This is a genomic window from Pseudonocardia sp. D17 (genome assembly GCF_036984265.1).
Classification (GTDB): domain Bacteria; phylum Actinomycetota; class Actinomycetes; order Mycobacteriales; family Pseudonocardiaceae; genus Pseudonocardia; species Pseudonocardia benzenivorans.
Genome location: NZ_BPRG01000257.1, coordinates 32,518 through 46,982, shown reverse-complemented (window position 1 = coordinate 46,982; position 14,465 = coordinate 32,518). Strand labels below are relative to the sequence as shown.

17 protein-coding genes are annotated in these 14,465 nt (G+C 75.3%); 15 read left to right on the top strand and 2 right to left on the bottom strand.

The genetic code is table 11. The features are described 5' to 3' along the window. Positions 1–111: 111 nt before the first annotated feature. The 6 genes from PSD17_RS34965 to PSD17_RS34940 all read left to right on the top strand — a co-directional run bounded on the left by PSD17_RS34965 (position 112) and on the right by PSD17_RS34940 (position 3,868). Positions 112–672, top strand: coding sequence for a winged helix-turn-helix transcriptional regulator (locus PSD17_RS34965; RefSeq protein WP_103379916.1), 561 nt, complete (start codon positions 112–114; stop codon positions 670–672). Between the two features lie 421 nt (positions 673–1,093). Continuing rightward, positions 1,094–1,564, top strand: coding sequence for a VOC family protein (locus PSD17_RS34960; protein WP_339126344.1), 471 nt, complete (start codon positions 1,094–1,096; stop codon positions 1,562–1,564). Beyond that, on the top strand, positions 1,561–1,911 hold the full coding sequence (locus tag PSD17_RS34955; protein ID WP_103379919.1) for an ArsR/SmtB family transcription factor: 351 nt from the start codon (positions 1,561–1,563) through the stop codon (positions 1,909–1,911). The genes PSD17_RS34960 and PSD17_RS34955 overlap by 4 nt, the downstream gene beginning before the upstream one ends. Beyond that, positions 1,908–2,372 carry an SRPBCC domain-containing protein gene (locus tag PSD17_RS34950; RefSeq protein ID WP_339126343.1) on the top strand — a complete coding sequence of 155 codons (465 nt, stop codon included), beginning with the start codon at positions 1,908–1,910 and terminating at the stop codon, positions 2,370–2,372. The genes PSD17_RS34955 and PSD17_RS34950 overlap by 4 nt, the downstream gene beginning before the upstream one ends. 184 nt (positions 2,373–2,556) lie before the next feature. Continuing rightward, positions 2,557–3,405: a hydroxypyruvate isomerase family protein gene (locus tag PSD17_RS34945; RefSeq protein WP_339126342.1), complete on the top strand. Its 849-nt coding sequence runs from the start codon at positions 2,557–2,559 to the stop codon at positions 3,403–3,405. Between the two features lie 202 nt (positions 3,406–3,607). Then, positions 3,608–3,868 carry a hypothetical protein gene (locus tag PSD17_RS34940; protein WP_339126341.1) on the top strand — a complete coding sequence of 87 codons (261 nt, stop codon included), beginning with the start codon at positions 3,608–3,610 and terminating at the stop codon, positions 3,866–3,868. A gap of 241 nt (positions 3,869–4,109) precedes the next feature. On the opposite strand, the gene PSD17_RS34935 is transcribed toward PSD17_RS34940, so the two are convergent. Then, complete coding sequence (locus PSD17_RS34935; protein WP_339126340.1) at positions 4,110–6,899, bottom strand: FAD-binding and (Fe-S)-binding domain-containing protein; 2,790 nt, start codon at positions 6,897–6,899, stop codon at positions 4,110–4,112. A gap of 175 nt (positions 6,900–7,074) precedes the next feature. Between PSD17_RS34935 and PSD17_RS34930 the strand changes: the two genes are divergently transcribed. The 4 genes from PSD17_RS34930 to PSD17_RS34915 all read left to right on the top strand — a co-directional run bounded on the left by PSD17_RS34930 (position 7,075) and on the right by PSD17_RS34915 (position 9,098). Continuing rightward, positions 7,075–7,362 (top strand): ATP-binding protein, encoded by a 288-nt coding sequence (locus tag PSD17_RS34930; RefSeq protein WP_339126339.1) that lies wholly within the window; start codon positions 7,075–7,077, stop codon positions 7,360–7,362. Continuing rightward, complete coding sequence (locus PSD17_RS34925) at positions 7,338–7,472, top strand: hypothetical protein (protein ID WP_267895061.1); 135 nt, start codon at positions 7,338–7,340, stop codon at positions 7,470–7,472. Before PSD17_RS34930 ends, PSD17_RS34925 begins: the two co-directional genes overlap by 25 nt. A gap of 327 nt (positions 7,473–7,799) precedes the next feature. Further along, positions 7,800–8,009 (top strand): hypothetical protein, encoded by a 210-nt coding sequence (locus tag PSD17_RS34920; protein ID WP_132975726.1) that lies wholly within the window; start codon positions 7,800–7,802, stop codon positions 8,007–8,009. Positions 8,010–8,123: 114 nt separating this feature from the next. Beyond that, a complete protein-coding gene (locus tag PSD17_RS34915; RefSeq protein ID WP_339126338.1) occupies positions 8,124–9,098 on the top strand; it encodes an ornithine cyclodeaminase family protein in 975 nt (324 codons plus the stop codon). A 50-nt stretch (positions 9,099–9,148) separates the two neighbouring features. Here the strand turns inward: PSD17_RS34915 and PSD17_RS34910 are convergent, their stop codons facing one another. Further along, positions 9,149–9,412 carry a hypothetical protein gene (locus PSD17_RS34910; protein WP_339126337.1) on the bottom strand — a complete coding sequence of 88 codons (264 nt, stop codon included), beginning with the start codon at positions 9,410–9,412 and terminating at the stop codon, positions 9,149–9,151. Positions 9,413–9,684: 272 nt separating this feature from the next. On the opposite strand from PSD17_RS34910, the gene PSD17_RS34905 reads away from it, so the two are divergent. The 5 genes from PSD17_RS34905 to PSD17_RS34885 all read left to right on the top strand — a co-directional run bounded on the left by PSD17_RS34905 (position 9,685) and on the right by PSD17_RS34885 (position 14,415). Further along, positions 9,685–10,881: an alpha/beta hydrolase family protein gene (locus PSD17_RS34905; RefSeq protein ID WP_339126336.1), complete on the top strand. Its 1,197-nt coding sequence runs from the start codon at positions 9,685–9,687 to the stop codon at positions 10,879–10,881. A gap of 94 nt (positions 10,882–10,975) precedes the next feature. Next, positions 10,976–11,941 carry an alpha/beta hydrolase gene (locus PSD17_RS34900; RefSeq protein WP_339126335.1) on the top strand — a complete coding sequence of 322 codons (966 nt, stop codon included), beginning with the start codon at positions 10,976–10,978 and terminating at the stop codon, positions 11,939–11,941. Between the two features lie 57 nt (positions 11,942–11,998). After that, entirely contained in the window at positions 11,999–13,021 is a 1,023-nt protein-coding gene (locus PSD17_RS34895) for a helix-turn-helix domain-containing protein (RefSeq protein ID WP_339126334.1), read from the top strand. A gap of 39 nt (positions 13,022–13,060) precedes the next feature. After that, positions 13,061–13,564: a hypothetical protein gene (locus PSD17_RS34890; RefSeq protein ID WP_013677006.1), complete on the top strand. Its 504-nt coding sequence runs from the start codon at positions 13,061–13,063 to the stop codon at positions 13,562–13,564. Next, entirely contained in the window at positions 13,561–14,415 is an 855-nt protein-coding gene (locus PSD17_RS34885; RefSeq protein WP_339126333.1) for a DUF4097 family beta strand repeat-containing protein, read from the top strand. The genes PSD17_RS34890 and PSD17_RS34885 overlap by 4 nt, the downstream gene beginning before the upstream one ends. Positions 14,416–14,465 lie beyond the last annotated feature (50 nt).

Sequence of the window (14,465 nt, the reverse complement as noted above, 5' to 3'; positions counted from 1 at the left end):
CGTCCTGCGAGGTGGCCCGCCGCGCGGCGGACGCCGCTAACTATATCGGGCTATAGTCAGGGTGGCCGGGCGTCACCGGTCCGGCGCTGCGACTCCTACCCTGGAGCTGTGATGGCCTCGACACCCGACAGCGGAACGGCCGGCGCCGCGACGGACGGTAACGCGGCGGAAGCGTCGTCGGCCGGGGTGATGACGCTGGAGGGCCGACTGACCGACCGCGACGACTGGACCGGGCCCGGCCGGTGCTCGATGGAACGCGCGCTCGAGCTCGTCGGCACGCGTTCGGCGATGCTCCTGCTCCGGGAGGCCTACTACGGCGCCCGCCGCTTCGAGGACCTCGCCCGCCGCGCGCGCATCACCGAGGCCGCCGCCGCGACCCGGCTCAGGCAGCTGGTCGCCGACGGCCTGCTGGAGCGGCGGCCCTACCGCGAGGACGGTCAGCGGACCCGGCACGAGTACCTGCTGACGGACAAGGGCCGTGACCTGCACGCGGTCTTCGTCGCCCTCGTACGGTGGGGGGACACCCACATCGAGGACGGTCCCGTCGAGCTGGCCCATGCCGGCTGCGGCGCGGCGGTCGACGTACAGGTCCGGTGCCGGGCGGGGCACGACGTCGGGCTCGGCGAGACCGTCGTCCGCGTCCCGCGGAGCCCTCGCGCGGCGCCGCGATGACCGACGGCCGGGACGGCCTGCGTCCGGCCGGGCCGTCGGCCCGGTCGCAGGCACGACCCCGGCTCCGCGCCACCGCCGCGCGCCGAGGCCCACGACACGACGATCCGCTACGCCCCCGAGGCGCCACCGTTCCGTGCACTACCCGCTCGGCCAGGTCCCGACCTCACCTCACAGGACTCACCCTCGGCAACCGGCCTCACGCCGACGGTGAGGCTGCGCTCCGGAACCCGGCGCCCGCCGCTCTCGTCGGCGTAGCGTCCGGCGAACACGACGTCACCCTTGGCGGCGTGGCCCGCCATGAACCGACGGTGCTCGGGGCGCAGCGCCGGCCGGCCATCGTGGCAGAGGCGCCACGGACGTCCGGGTTGACAGATAGTTCTCAGATTCGGAAACTATTCTCGAAACGAGGAAGGAGTTTCCCGTGACCTCTCCCGAGGACGTCCCGACCGTCACCCTCGCGGTCACCTACCGCGACCCGAAGGCCGCGCTCGACTGGTTGGCGCGCGCGTTCGGCTTCGAGGTGAGCATGGCGATCGAGGGCGACGACGCGATGACGTCGCACTACGAGATGTCGGTACAGGGCCGGGGCCGCATCGTCATCGGCGGCGAGTGGGCCGACTGGACGCGCAGCCCCGCCGGTGTCGGCGGCGCCAACACCCAGAGCGCGAGCGTCCTGCTCACCTGCGACGTCGACGCGCACTGCGCCCGCGCCCGCGACGCCGGGGCGAGGATCGTGGCCGAGCCGGAGGACCAGTTCTACGGCGACCGCACCTACCGCGCGGTCGATCCCGAGGGCCACGTGTGGACGTTCGCCGCCCACGTCCGCGACGTGAGCCGGGCCGAGGCGGAGACCGTGATCGGCCGGCGGATCGACGCGCCGAGCTGGACGTGACGGCGGCCGCCGCTGCCGCGTCGCCGGACCCCGTCGACCGCACGCTCGGCGCGCTCGCCGACCCGCACCGTCGCCGGGTCGTGGAACTGCTGCGCGGACGACCGCACCGGGCGGGCGAGCTCGCGGCGGCGCTCGACCTGCGCCCCTCGGTGCTGAGCCGGCACCTGAAGGTGTTGCGCGACAGCGAAATGGTCGAGGAGACCAGCCCGGCGTTCGACGCCCGAGTGCGGGTCTACTCGCTGCGCCCGGGGGCGACCGCCGAGCTGCGCTCGTGGCTCGACGCCGTCGAGCAGGGTTGGGCCGACCAGCTCGCCGCGCTGAAGGCGCACGTCGAGGGGCCGTCGTGACCTCACGGGTGCTGGTCGCGCTGCGCATCGCGGCCCCGCCCGACCGCGTGTTCACCGCGTTCACCGCAGAGACCGCGATCTGGTGGCGGCCCAACACGTTGTTCCAGCTCAACGGTCGCGACGACGGCAGGCTCGCCATCGAGGCGGGACCGGGCGGGCGGGTGCTCGAGTGCTACCCCGACGACCCGCCGTTCGAGGTCGGGCGGGTGCGGGTCTGGGAGCCGCCCGGCCGGCTCGTGCTCGGCTGGCGACCCGCGACGTTCCCCGCCGACAGGGAGACCGAGGTGCACGTGCGGTTCGAGGAGGTCGACGACGGGACCCGCGTCGTCGTCGAGCACCTGGGGTGGGACGGTGTGCCGCAGGAGCACGTCGCCCGGCACGGCTTCCCGTTGCAGCCGTTCCAACAGCGTCTCGCCGAATGGTGGCAGTCGTCGCTGAGGGCGCTGGCTTCGACCACCTGAACGCCGCGGCTCGCCGGTCCGGTCGGCGGCTCCGCCGGGGCGCGAGACCGTGATCCTGTCCGGCGGCATTGACCGACGGCACCGTCGCGGGGAATCGTCGGCGCCACGAGAGTCGGTCGGGTCGACCGGCGCCTACCAGGAGGAGGACCGTGCGCGTCGCCGTCGTCGGCCCCGGGATCGCCGCGTGAACGCCGAGGAGCGGCTGCCGCTCGTCGCCAACATCTCGCTGTTGTTCGCCGAGGTTCCCTATCTCGAACGCTTCGCCAGGGCCGCGGCCGCCGGCTTCACCGCCGTCGAGACGTGGTGGCCCTGGTCGGACCCCGTGCCGCCACCGGGCGGGGTGGACACCCTCGTCGCCGCGCTCGACGACGCCGGGCTCCGGCTCGCCGGGTGCAACCTCTACGGCGGTGACCTGCCCGCCGGCGAGCGCGGGATCGCCTGCGACCCGGCGCGCACCGAGGAGTTCGCCGCCAACCTGGACGCGGTCGTGGGGATCGCGCGACGGACCGGCTGCCCCGTCTTCAACGGCCTCTACGGCCAACGCCGGCCCGACGTGCCGGTCGCGGAACAGGACGCGCTCGCCGTCGCGCAGCTCGCGACCGCCGCGCGGCGTCTGGGCGAGGTCGGCGGCACGGTGCTCGTCGAGGCCCTCGGACGGGGGCTCAACGGCACCTACCCCGTCACGAACGCGCAGGAGGCCGTCGCCGTCGTCGACCGGGTGCGCGAGACCGCGGGTGCCGACTCGGCCGGGTTCCTCTTCGACACCTTCCACCTCACCACCAGCGGCGACGACCTCCCGCAGGTGATCGCCGACCACGTCGGGGTGATCGCGCACGTCCAGGTCGCCGACGCGCCGGGCCGCGCGCAGCCGGGGACCGGCATGGTCGACGTGCCCGGTGTCGTCGACGCGCTGTGGGCCGCCGGTTATCGCGGCGCGGTGGCCGCCGAGTACAGCCCGACGGTGCCGACCGAGCAGACCTTCGGCTGGCTCGACGAGACCCCGCGGCTCGCCGCCCTGACGCCCCGGGCCTGAGCCCGCCGCACCACCGGCCGTCCCCCGTGCCGTCGCGCCGCGCCGTCGATCGGGTCGCTGTCCCGGGACACGGCGGGCGTCGGCCGGTCGGTGGACGGCGGCGTCGTCCGGCACGTCCGCCGGGCGGCCGACCGCACCGTCGTCGCGACGGGGCGAGTCTGGAGGGCGTCAGCACGACAGTCCTCCGGAACGGAGCGCGGCGATGAGCATCTCGACCCCGGCCACCACGTCCACCTCGACCCTCGGCACCCCGACCGCCGCCACGCGGCCGCTGTGGATCGCGGCCGCCGTCCTCACGATCGTCGGCCTGGCGATCGGCCTGGCCTCCGCGACCTACGCCGTCGTCTCCGCATGGGTGCTGGTCGGGGCGGGGGTGTTCGCGCTCGCCGACGTCCTGGTACGACGACACCGCGCGGGGCACCGGATCGTCCGGCTACGCGGTTCCGCTCCGCTGCCGCGATGACCGGCAGGCCCGCAGGCAACGCTGAGCCGCCGGGCTGCGCCGAAGCCGCGCGGTACCCGCTGCTCGCCGCGTGGATGCGCATCGCCGAGGGACCGAGCGCCGCCGAGCAGCTGGCTCGCGGCGTCGACTTCCTCCTCGACGGCATCGAGCGCCGGAACACGCAGCTGGGGCACGGTCAGGCCCCCACGTCGGGACCCGCCGAGGTCCTACGGAGTGTGCCCTCCCGCCGCTCGGGGTGCCGTCATCGCGTCGCCCGCTCCAGCAGTTCCAGCACGTGGACGTAGGGCTCCCCCACCGCGCGCGACATCCCCAGCTCGCAGGTGCGGTTGCAGGAGGCGTGGGCGTCGAAGTCCTTGCCGGCCAGCTCGGCGGCCTGCGGGGCGGTCGCGGCGGCCGTGAGCTCGGGGTGCAGCAGGCCGCGGTCGCCCGCGAACCCGCAGCAGCCCCAGGCGTCGGGCACCGTCACCTCGACGGCGACGGCCTCGGCGACGCGGAGCAGCGCGGCGGTGAGGCCCATCCGCTGCGCGGAGCACGTCGGGTGCAGCGCGAGCGTCGGGATGCGGGTCGGCGTCAGCGCGCCGAGCAGGTGCTCGGCGGTGAACGCGACGGCGTCGACGACGCGGATCGCCCGGTACCGGGGATGGCCGTCGGCGAGCATCTGGTGCAGGCCCTCGGTGCACGACGACGCGTCGGTGACGACGGGCAGCCTGCCGCGATCGGTCGCGGTCCACAGCGCGGGCAGCACCCTGGCGGCCATCGCGGCGAGCCCGGCCTTGTGCCCCTTGGACTTCCACGGGGTTCCGCAGCACAGTGACGGGAGCCGGTCGGGCACCACCAGCCGCACCCCGGCCCGCTTGCAGAGCCGGGCGAACGCCTCGGTGGCGCCCGGGTCGGCGGGGCCGAACATCGTGCCGGTGCAGGAGCTGAAGAGGACGGCGTCGGCGTCGCCCGTGGGAAGGGAGGCCGGCACCCGCGCGCCACCCGACCCGGGCAGATCGGCCGACCACCGCGGCACGGTGTCGGGGTCGCCGACGCGCCGGGCGAGATCCGTCGCCCGCTCCACGGTCCGGGCCGGCAGCCGGCCGGCCAGGTCGAGCGCGGCCCCGGCGGCGGCCGTCGTCGCCGACCAGTGCCGCGCCGCGACCGTCCACGCCGCGGAGACCGCGCGCTGCGGGCGTTCGGCGCGCAGCCGCCGGACCAGGTCACCGGTGTTGATCAGCACCGGGCACGCGGTCTGGCACATGCCGTCGACCGCGCAGGTGTCGACGCCGTCGTGGACGTAGCCGGACTCCAGCTCGGCGACCAGGTCGGTGTCGCCGGCGAGCCGGGCCCGCTCGGTCTCGCGGCGCAGGACGATCCGCTGCCGCGGCGTCGTCGTGACGTCGCGGCTGGGGCAGACGGGCTCGCAGAACCCGCACTCGACGCAGCGCTCGACCTCGTCCTCCACGACGGGCGCCGACTTGAGGTCGGCCAGGTGCGCCTGCGGGTCCTCGTCGAGCACGACACCCGGGCTGAGCAGGCCACGCGGGTCGAAGAGCCGCTTGATCTCCTGCAGCACGGCGTAGAGCTCGTCGCCGTACTGGCGGCGGACGAACGGCGACATCATCCGGCCCGTGCCGTGCTCGGCCTTGAGGGTGCCGCCGCGGCCGAGCACCAGCGTCACCATGTCCTCGGTGAAGCGGCCGAACCGGTCGCGCCCCGAGCCGTCGCCGAGGCGCTCGGTGAGCATGAAGTGGATGTTGCCGTCCTTGGCGTGGCCGAAGATCACGGCGTGGTCGTAGGCGTGCTTCTCGAAGAGCCGGGTGAGCTCCTGGCACGTCGGGAGCAGCTCGGGGACCGGGACCGCGATGTCCTCGAGCAGCGCGGCCGTCCCGGCCGGGCGGGCGCCCGCGACCTTCGCGTACAGCCCCTTGCGCAGGTGCCACAGCGCGGCCTTGGCGGCAGGGTCACCCGCGAGCGTGCGCGGGCCCTCGACCGGCAGCCGCTCCAGCACCGGCGCGGCGGCCCCGGCGAGCGCGTCGGCCTCCCCCGCGGTCCCCGCGCGGTACTCCACGAGCAGCGCCGCGTGGTCGCGCACGACCAGGTCGCGCAGCACCGGCGCGGCGTCGGCGTCGCCCTGGCCGACCCGCAGCGACGTCGCGTCGAGGAGCTCGACCGTCGCGGGCGCGGTGGCGACGAGATCGGGCAGCGCCCGGTTCGCGTCGGCCAGGTCGGCGAAGACCAGCAACCCGGTGCGCGCGTGCGGGTACAGCGGCACCGTGCGCATGACGACCGAGGCGACGAACGCGAGCGTGCCCTCGCTGCCGACCATCAGCCTCGTGAGGATGTCGACCGGCCGCTCGTGGTCGAGGAACGAGTTCAGCCCGTAGCCCATCGTGTTCTTGATCGAGAACAGCGTCTCGACACGTCGCCGCGAGTCGGCGTTCCCGCGTCCCCGGTCGCGCAGCCGGCCCAGCCCCGCCCACAGGTCCGGCTCGCGGTCGCGGAGCCGCTCGTCGGCATCGGGTGCGCCGGTGTCGAGCACCGTCCCGGACGGCAGGACGACCTCGACCGACTCCACCAGCACATAGCTGTTCGCCGTCGTCCCGCACGACATCCCGCTGGAGTTGTTGGCGACGACCCCGCCCAGCGTGCACGCCGACTCGCTGGCCGGGTCCGGCCCGAGCACCCGCCCGTAGCGGGCCAGCTTGGTGTTGACCTGCCGGACCGTCGCGCCCGGCCCGACCCGCACGCGCTGCCCGTCGTCGAGGATCTCGATGCCGCGGAAGAACTTCCGGGTGTCGACGAGGACGCCGTCGGTCACGGCCTGGCCCGACAGGCTGGTGCCGCCCGAGCGGAACGTCAGGTGGGTCCCCACCGCCGCGACCGCGGTGAACAGGCGGGCGACCTCGCCCGCGTCGCGCACCGTCGCGACGGCCTGCGGCGTGCGCAGGAAGTGTGAGGCGTCGTGCGCCATCCCGAACCGGTCCATCGCGCGGGTGCTGACGCCGGGTACGGCCGCGGCGAGCTCGTCGCCCAGAGTGGTGGTCATCGCGCTCGTCCTCGTCGTCGTGGTCGCCGCATTCTCTCCCGCCGTGGACGACCATGCCGTCTAGTTCTGCGACGCGGTGAGTGGCGATGGTCGCCCGGGCGACCATCGCCACTCACGAGCAACCGGTAGACCCAGGACGTGGCGCGGCAGCGGGCGGCGTCGGGACGGAGGCGCCGTGACCCCGAAGGTCGTCGTCGAGAAGGACGCGGCCGCCGACGTGGAGGCGACCGCCTACTTCGTCGTCTGCGAAGCGTTGACCAACGTCGTCAAGCACGCGGGCGCGGCCGGCGCCGACGTCGAACTGTCGGCGGTCGACGGCCGGCCCACGGTGTCGGTGCGCGACGACGGGTGCGGCACCACGACGTCGGGCAACGGCAGGCAACGGCAGTGCCGGTGTGGGCACGCGGGTGTGCGCGGAGCTGCCTGCAGGAGGTACCGATGGCTGAGCTGCTGCGCGTGGTGATCGCCGTCAACGCGATCCTCGCCAAGCTCGGGCTGGTCGAGGAGCCCGTGCACAGGCGGGTCGCGGCCGTGCTGGCGTACCTGCAGGACCGCACCGCCCCGACGTCGTGACACTGCCGCTCCGGTGCCGACGTCGTGCAGCTGGCCGTGGCCGACGGCGTCCAGGTCGTCCATGTGCACGAGCTCGGCGCGGGGTCCGGACGTCCACGGGATCACGCGGGGCGCGTTCCTCCACGTCTTCGAGGCTGGCGGCAACCGCATCGAGCTGTTCGGCACCTCCGGCATCCTCGAGCTCGTACCGGACTTCGAGACGGTGACCTGGGATCTCGCCGACTTCGACATCGGGCCCGGGCGGCGGTCACGGCCTCGTGGTCGCGACGGACCCGGTCGGGGTAGGGGACTGGACCGGACGGACCCCGGTAGGGCATGGTGCGCGCCATGAATCTGTCCGTGCATTTCGTGGGCGGTCCGGCCGACGGCAGGGACGACGAGTACGACACCATGTCGTCGCCGGTGCCCCGGCTCTACCTCACCGACGACGACGACCGCTGGCGCGCGGTCTACCAGCTGTCGGCGGACTGCCCCGTCGTCGGCGGGCGCTGGCAGTACGAGGAGGTCCCCGACCGGCTCGGGCGCCCGTACCGCTGACCGGCCCCGACCGACCCGACCGACACCGGCACATCCCGCGCGATCCGGACACCTCGCGCGGGACCTGCCGAACGGCCCTGGGCCCCCGGCGCCCACCCGGCCGATCATGCGTCGATGCGCATCCTCGACCGGGCCACCGTGGCCGAGCTGCTCGACCTCGACCAGCTCGTCGACGCGCTCGCCGTCGCGATGACCGACCTCAGTGCCGGCCGCGCCACCGTCCCACCGCGCACGGGCGCGGCGATCGCTGCCGCCGGCGTCCTGGTCGCCATGCCCGCGTACTGCCCGTCACTCGGGCTGGCCGCGGCGAAGCTGCTGACGGTCTACCCCGGTAACGCGGCGGCCGGCCGGCCCGTGCACCAGGCGGTCGTCGTGGCGGTCGACCCGGAGACCGGCAGTCCCGTGGCCCTGCTCGACGGCGACGCGATCACCGAGCTGCGGACCGCCGCGGGCTCGGCGCTGTCGGTGCGGCTGCTCGCGCGGCCGGACGCGCGGACGCTCGCGGTCGTCGGCACCGGTCCGCAGGCGCTCGCGCACGCCCGGGTCGTCGTGCGGGAGCGGCCGTTCGACCGGGTGCTCGTCGGCGGCCGGAACCGCGAGCGCGCGGAGCGGGTCGTCGCCGATCTCGCCGCGCACGGTGTCGACGCGACGGCGTGCACGATCGCGGAGGCCGTCGGCGAGGGCGACGTCGTGTGTGGCACGACCAGCGCCGTCGAACCGCTCGTGCGCGCGGGCGAGGTGCGCGACGGCGTCCACGTCGCCGCGGTCGGCTACGCCCGTGGCGGCGGGGAGGTCGACCCGGCGCTGATGGCCTCCGCGCTGCTCGTCGTCGAGCACCGCGACACCGTCCTGACCGCGTGGCCCGCCGGTGCCGACGACGTCATCGACGCGGTGGCGCGCGGCCTCGTCGCGCTCGACGACGTCGTGGAGATCGGCGAGCTCGTCGCGGGCACCCGCGCCGGCCGGACCGACGACCGGCAGCGCACGGTCTACCGCTCGGTCGGCCTCGCGGTGCAGGACGTCGCGGCGGCGGCGGTCGTGTTGCGGGCGGCCGGCACCCGCGGCCTGGGCACTGTCGTCGAGCTCTGACACACGACCGCCCCGGTCACGGGGACCGGGGCGGTCGCGGGCGCGGTCGCTCAGTTGTAGACGTGGTGTCCGCCGTAGCCCGACGACGAGTGGTCGTACGAGTCGTGGCAGCCCTTGTCGTAGGAGTCGTGGCAGCCCTTGTCGTCGTAGGACTTGTCGCACCAGTCGTCGTTGCCGTCGTAGCGGCCGTTGTCCCAGCAGTGCGAGTACTTGTCGTCCCAGCTGTGGTGCTTCTCCGACCAGCTGTCGTTGCACTCGCGGTTCCAGGTGTTGTCGTTGTGGTACTTGCCGGTGCTGCAGTGGGACTTGAACATCTCGGGCCTCTTCTCGGTGTCGTTCGTGCTGGGGGGTTCGTGCCGTGGGGGTGTTCCTGCTGACGAGAACCCTGCCGTCCCGGGCCGCGGCGGACGATCGAGTGCGCCCCCGATCCCGCGGGGGGAAACCCGACTCCTGGCGGGCACGGCCCGTCCACCTCGGACGCCGTGGCGCCGAGCGACGGGCACTGGCGCCCACGGCGTCCGGTGGGCGAGGATCGTCGTCCGCGTTCCCGACGACGGCGACCGCGGACGACGGGAGGGCCCGACGCATGCGGTGGCTGCCGCTCCTGCTCGCGGGAGTCCTGCTGCTCGCGTCGTGCGGCAGCGACACCGAGCGCCGGGCCGTCGACGGACTCGTCGACTCGTGGACCGCCGGGCCGTTCTACACGCTGCCCGACCCGATCCCGCCCGGTGCGCCGGGCACCCTCGTGCGGTCGGAGCGGCTGGGCAGCGCGCCCGCGGGCGCGATCGCGTGGCGGGTGCTCTACCACTCGCGCGACGTCACCGGTGCCGACCTGCTCACCTCCGGCGTCGTGGTCGCCCCGGCAGGCCCCGCTCCCGCCGGCGGGCGGACCGTCGTGTCCTGGGGGCACCCGACGACCGGTACCGCGCAGCGGTGCGCGCCGTCGGTCGGCGACGACCCGTTCGATCTCGTCGAGGGCCTGTCCGACCTGCTGCGGGCCGGGTACGTGGTGGCGGCCGCGGACTACCCGGCGATGGGTGCACCCGGCCCGGCGTCCTACCTGATCGGGGCGACGGCGGGCGACAGCGTGCTCGACGCCGCCCGCGCCGCGCGGGCCCTGCCCGAGGCGGGGGCGTCGGACCGGCTGCTGCTGTGGGGGCACTCGCAGGGCGGGCACGCGGTGCTGTTCGCGGCGCAGCTGGCCGCCGCCTACGCACCCGAGCTGCGCCTGCTCGGCGTCGCCACCGCGGCCCCGGCGACCGACCTCGCCGACCTGCTGCGCGCCGACATCGGCGACGTCTCGGGCGTGACGATCGGCGCCTACGCGTTCGCCGCGTACTCGGCGGCGTACCGCGTACCGCTCGACACGATCCTCACCCCCGCCGGCGCCGCCGCGACGCCGGCGATGGCGCGGCTGTGCCTGATCGGCCAGAACGCACAGCTGCACGACATCGCGACGCCGCTGGTCGGACACTATCTCGGGGGCGATCCGGGCCTCGTCCAGCCATGGGCGCGGCTGCTGGCCGCCAACACCCCCGGCACGACCCGGCTCGACGTGCCGCTGCTCGTCGCGCAGGGCGGCGCCGACACCCTCGTGCGGCCCCAGGTGACCACGGCGTTCGTGGCCCGGCAGTGCGCCCTCGGCACGCACGTGACCTCGCTGCCGTTGCCCGGCGTCGACCACGGCTTCGTCGCGCTCGACGCCCTCCCGACGCTGCTCCCCTGGCTCGCCGCGGTGGAGCGGGGCACGCCTCCTGCCTCGACCTGCCCGGCCGGCGCGTGACCCGCCATCCGGCGGGGCACGCCCGCCGCGCGACGGCTGGGGAGGTGCGCGGCGCACGCATAGCGTCGGGTCGTCCGACAGCGAGGAGCCGACGATGACCCGCACCCACCCGCCGTTCGACCCGGAGCTCGAGGCCGCGCTGCGCCTCGTGCACCAGGTGAACCCACCGACGGTGACATCCGAACGGATCGCCGACCTGCGCGCGATCACCGACGCCTACCGGATCGCCGAGGAGTCGTTGGCCGGGATCGACGTGGCGGAGCACGTCGCGCCGGGCCCGGCCGGTGCGCCGGACGTCGCGCTGACCGTACTGCGACCGGCCGACGCGGACCCCGCCGTGCCGCTGCCCGGGATGCTGCACATCCACGGCGGCGGCATGGTCGCGGGCAACCGGCGGGTGGGTCTGGACTGGGCCGCGGACTGGCTGCGTGCCGTGCCGATGGTCGTCGCGTCGGTCGAGTACCGGCTCGCGCCGGAGCACCCGCACCCGGCACCGCTCGAGGACTGCTACGCGGGCCTGGAGTGGCTGGCGGGCAAGGCCGCCGAGCTGGGTGTCGACCCGTCCCGGCTGGTCGTCGCGGGCGGCAGCGCGGGCGGGGGGCTCGCGGCGGGCGTCGCGCTGCTCGCGCGGGACCGCGGCGGCCCGGCCCTCGCGGCGCAGCTGCTGATCTGTCCCATGATCGACGACCGTGCCCGCACCCCGTCCAGCACCGAGCTCGACGGTGAAGGCCTGTGGGACCGGACGTCGAACGCGACGGGCTGGGCGGCACTGCTCGGTGACGCCGCAGGCGGCCCGGACGTCTCCCCCTACGCCGCACCCGCCCGGGCGACGTCGCTCGCCGGGCTGCCGCCCGCGTTCCTCGACGCGGGAGCGGTCGAGACGTTCCGCGACGAGACCGTCGACTACGCGACGCGGCTCTGGCAGGCGGGCGGGCAGGCCGAGCTGCACGTCTGGCCGGGCGCGTTCCACGGGTTCGACTCGGTCGTGCCCACGGCGACGCTCTCGCGCGAGGCCCGCGCCGCGCGCGAGAACTGGTTGCGCCGGGTCCTATCCGGCTGACGGGCCGGACCCGGTACCTGCTCGACGGCACGGGGCTCGGCGAAGGAGACTGCCGGGATGCGCGAACTCGCGGGCCGTGTGAGCTCGTTGGACCCGGACGCGGGCGCCGCGCTGCACGCCATCGCCTACTTCGACGCGCTCGTCGAGTCGCGGGCCGGACTGGAGGCGGTCGTCCGCGCCGCCGCGGTGCTGGCCGGCTGCGCGGCGGGGCTGCGGGACCCCGCCCGGCGGGCCGTCGTCCGCGTGCTGCCGGACGGACGGCGCGAGGACGGCGAGCCCACCGGCACCCGGGCTGCGCTGCACGACGACGACGGCGCGGTCGTCTGGCTCGAGCGCCCCGCCGGCGCCGGCGACCCCGCCCGCGACGCGCTCGACGCCGTGATCCTGGAGCGGATGGCCACGACCGCGCGGATCGTGCTCGACCGCACCCGGCCGCTGGGCCGGCGGGAGGACCCGGCTGCCGTCGAGCTGCTGGTCGATCCCGGGGCGGCGCCGGAGGTCCGGCGGGCGGCCGCGCGCCGGCTCGCGCTGGTCGGCGACGCGTTCGTCGTCACGGTCGGGAGCGGCGCGCCGCCCGCGGGGAGCCGGGTCGCGGTCCGGCCCGGCGATCTCGTCGTCACGGTCGAGGCCGCCGGGACCCCCGGTCCCCGGCCCGCGCGGCACGCCGTCGGGCCTGCGGTCGGGCTCGACGACCTGCCCCTCTCGCACGAGCTGGCCCGGCTCGCGTTGCGTCTCACCACCGCACCCGACGAGCCCGGCCCCACCAGCGTCGATGCCGCCGAGGTCACGGGTCTGCTCGCCCTCGCCGACGGCTGTGACTCGGGCGCGGCGTCGATCGAGGTCGCCGCGATCGAGCGGGTGGTCGCCCGCTTCGGCTGGGCCCCGACGACCCTGTTCGCCGTGGCCGCCGACCCGAGCCTGCGGGCCGCGGCGACCCGGCTGCACGTCCATCATTCGACGCTGCAGGAGCGCGTCGACCAGATCGGCCACGCGCTGGGCTGGTCGGTCGTCACTCCCGCGGGGCGGACCCGGCTCGCGATCGCCCTCGCTCTGCGCCTGCTACGAGCAAATCGCTGGTGACACTTGCACATGGCGCCATCATGGCGCCATGATGGCGCCATGGAACTCGACGGCTTTGTCGACGGCCTGCACCGCGAGCTGGTCGTCGCGGCCGAGGCCGGCGGCGACGACGTGCGGGCGCTCGCGGAGCGGCTGGTGCGCGCCCTCGACTCGGCGACGCGGCTGATGCTGCTCGACGCGCTGTCGGTGGCGGCGGACGAGATCACCCGTGAGCTGGCACCCGGCTCGGTCCACCTGCGGCTGCGCGGCCGCGAGCCCGACTTCGTCGTGGCCCTGCCCGCGCAGCCGGAGCCCGCCGGCACCGCGGCACCGGAGGAGCCGCCGCCGGCGAGCCAGGCTGACGCCACCGATGGCGCCACGTCGCGGATCAACTTCCGGCCGCCGGAGAGCCTGAAGGCCCGGATCGAGGAGGCGGCGGGCCGCGAGGGCCTGTCGGTCAACGCGTGGCTCGTCCGCGCGGCGACGACGGCGCTCGAGGCCCGCGACCGTCCCGACCCCGCGGCGCGCTCGCGCAGCGGCCGGCTCACCGGCTGGGTGGGGTGAGCGACGTGGACGAGTCCTACGTCTTCGACACCCCCGAGCCGGTCCTCGTCACCGTCGACCTCCCGCACGGCGGCGTGCGCGTGGTGGCAGGCGACCGCACCGACACCCGGGTCACCGTCAGCACGGGCTCCGACAGCCCGCCGACATCGAAGGTCGTCCTGGCCGAGGGTGTCCTCGCGATCACCGGCCCCACCCGGCGCCGCTTCGGCTGGGCGCTCGACCGGCTCCGCGGCAGCGCCGCGGAGGACGTCCTGATCGAGGCGCCGGCCGGGACCCGGATCCAGGCCACGCTCGCGATGGGCGAGTACCGGTGCGCGGGCCCGCTCGGCGAGTGCCGGCTGACGACCCGCTACGGCGACATCCGGGTCGAGCAGGCCGGCCCGTTGCAGGCGAGTACGGCCTACGGCGACATCCGCGTCGACCGCGCCACCGACGACGCCGAGCTCACGACGAGCGCCGGTGAGCTGCACGTCCGCACGCTCGACGCGGGCGGCGTCCTCAAGAACGACTACGGCGAGACCCGTGTCGGCCACGTCGGCGGCGACCTGCAGGTCACCGGCCTCTACGGGGACATCCGTGTCGACCGCGCGGAGGCGAGTGTCACCGCCCGCACCGCCTACGGCGGCGTCCGGGTCGACGACGTCGCGCGCGGCGTCGTCGACCTGGTGACGACCTCGGGCGTCCTCGAGGTCGGCATCCGGGCGGGGACGGCCGCATGGCTCGACGTGAGCTCCGCGTCCGGCCGGATCCGCAACTCCCTCGACCCCCGCGACAACCCGGACGGGTTCACCGACACCGTCGAGGTCCACGCCCGCACCGCCGGCGGCGACATCGTCGTCCGCCGTGCCTGATGCCGTCCCGAGACCACCGAGAGCTCCCGATCAACGAGGAGAGACAACCC

Excerpts from the sequence above, each read along its gene's own strand:
- PSD17_RS34965 (WP_103379916.1), top strand. The coding sequence starts at position 112 with ATGGCCTCGACACCCGACAGCGGAACGGCCGGCGCCGCGACGGACGGT.
- PSD17_RS34940 (WP_339126341.1), top strand. The coding sequence starts at position 3,608 with ATGAGCATCTCGACCCCGGCCACCACGTCCACCTCGACCCTCGGCACC.
- PSD17_RS34935 (WP_339126340.1), bottom strand. The coding sequence starts at position 6,899 with ATGACCACCACTCTGGGCGACGAGCTCGCCGCGGCCGTACCCGGCGTC.
- PSD17_RS34925 (WP_267895061.1), top strand. The coding sequence starts at position 7,338 with ATGGCTGAGCTGCTGCGCGTGGTGATCGCCGTCAACGCGATCCTCGCC.
- PSD17_RS34920 (WP_132975726.1), top strand. The coding sequence starts at position 7,800 with ATGAATCTGTCCGTGCATTTCGTGGGCGGTCCGGCCGACGGCAGGGAC.
- PSD17_RS34915 (WP_339126338.1), top strand. The coding sequence starts at position 8,124 with ATGCGCATCCTCGACCGGGCCACCGTGGCCGAGCTGCTCGACCTCGAC.
- PSD17_RS34910 (WP_339126337.1), bottom strand. The coding sequence starts at position 9,412 with ATGTTCAAGTCCCACTGCAGCACCGGCAAGTACCACAACGACAACACC.
- PSD17_RS34905 (WP_339126336.1), top strand. The coding sequence starts at position 9,685 with ATGCGGTGGCTGCCGCTCCTGCTCGCGGGAGTCCTGCTGCTCGCGTCG.
- PSD17_RS34900 (WP_339126335.1), top strand. The coding sequence starts at position 10,976 with ATGACCCGCACCCACCCGCCGTTCGACCCGGAGCTCGAGGCCGCGCTG.
- PSD17_RS34895 (WP_339126334.1), top strand. The coding sequence starts at position 11,999 with ATGCGCGAACTCGCGGGCCGTGTGAGCTCGTTGGACCCGGACGCGGGC.
- PSD17_RS34890 (WP_013677006.1), top strand. The coding sequence starts at position 13,061 with ATGGAACTCGACGGCTTTGTCGACGGCCTGCACCGCGAGCTGGTCGTC.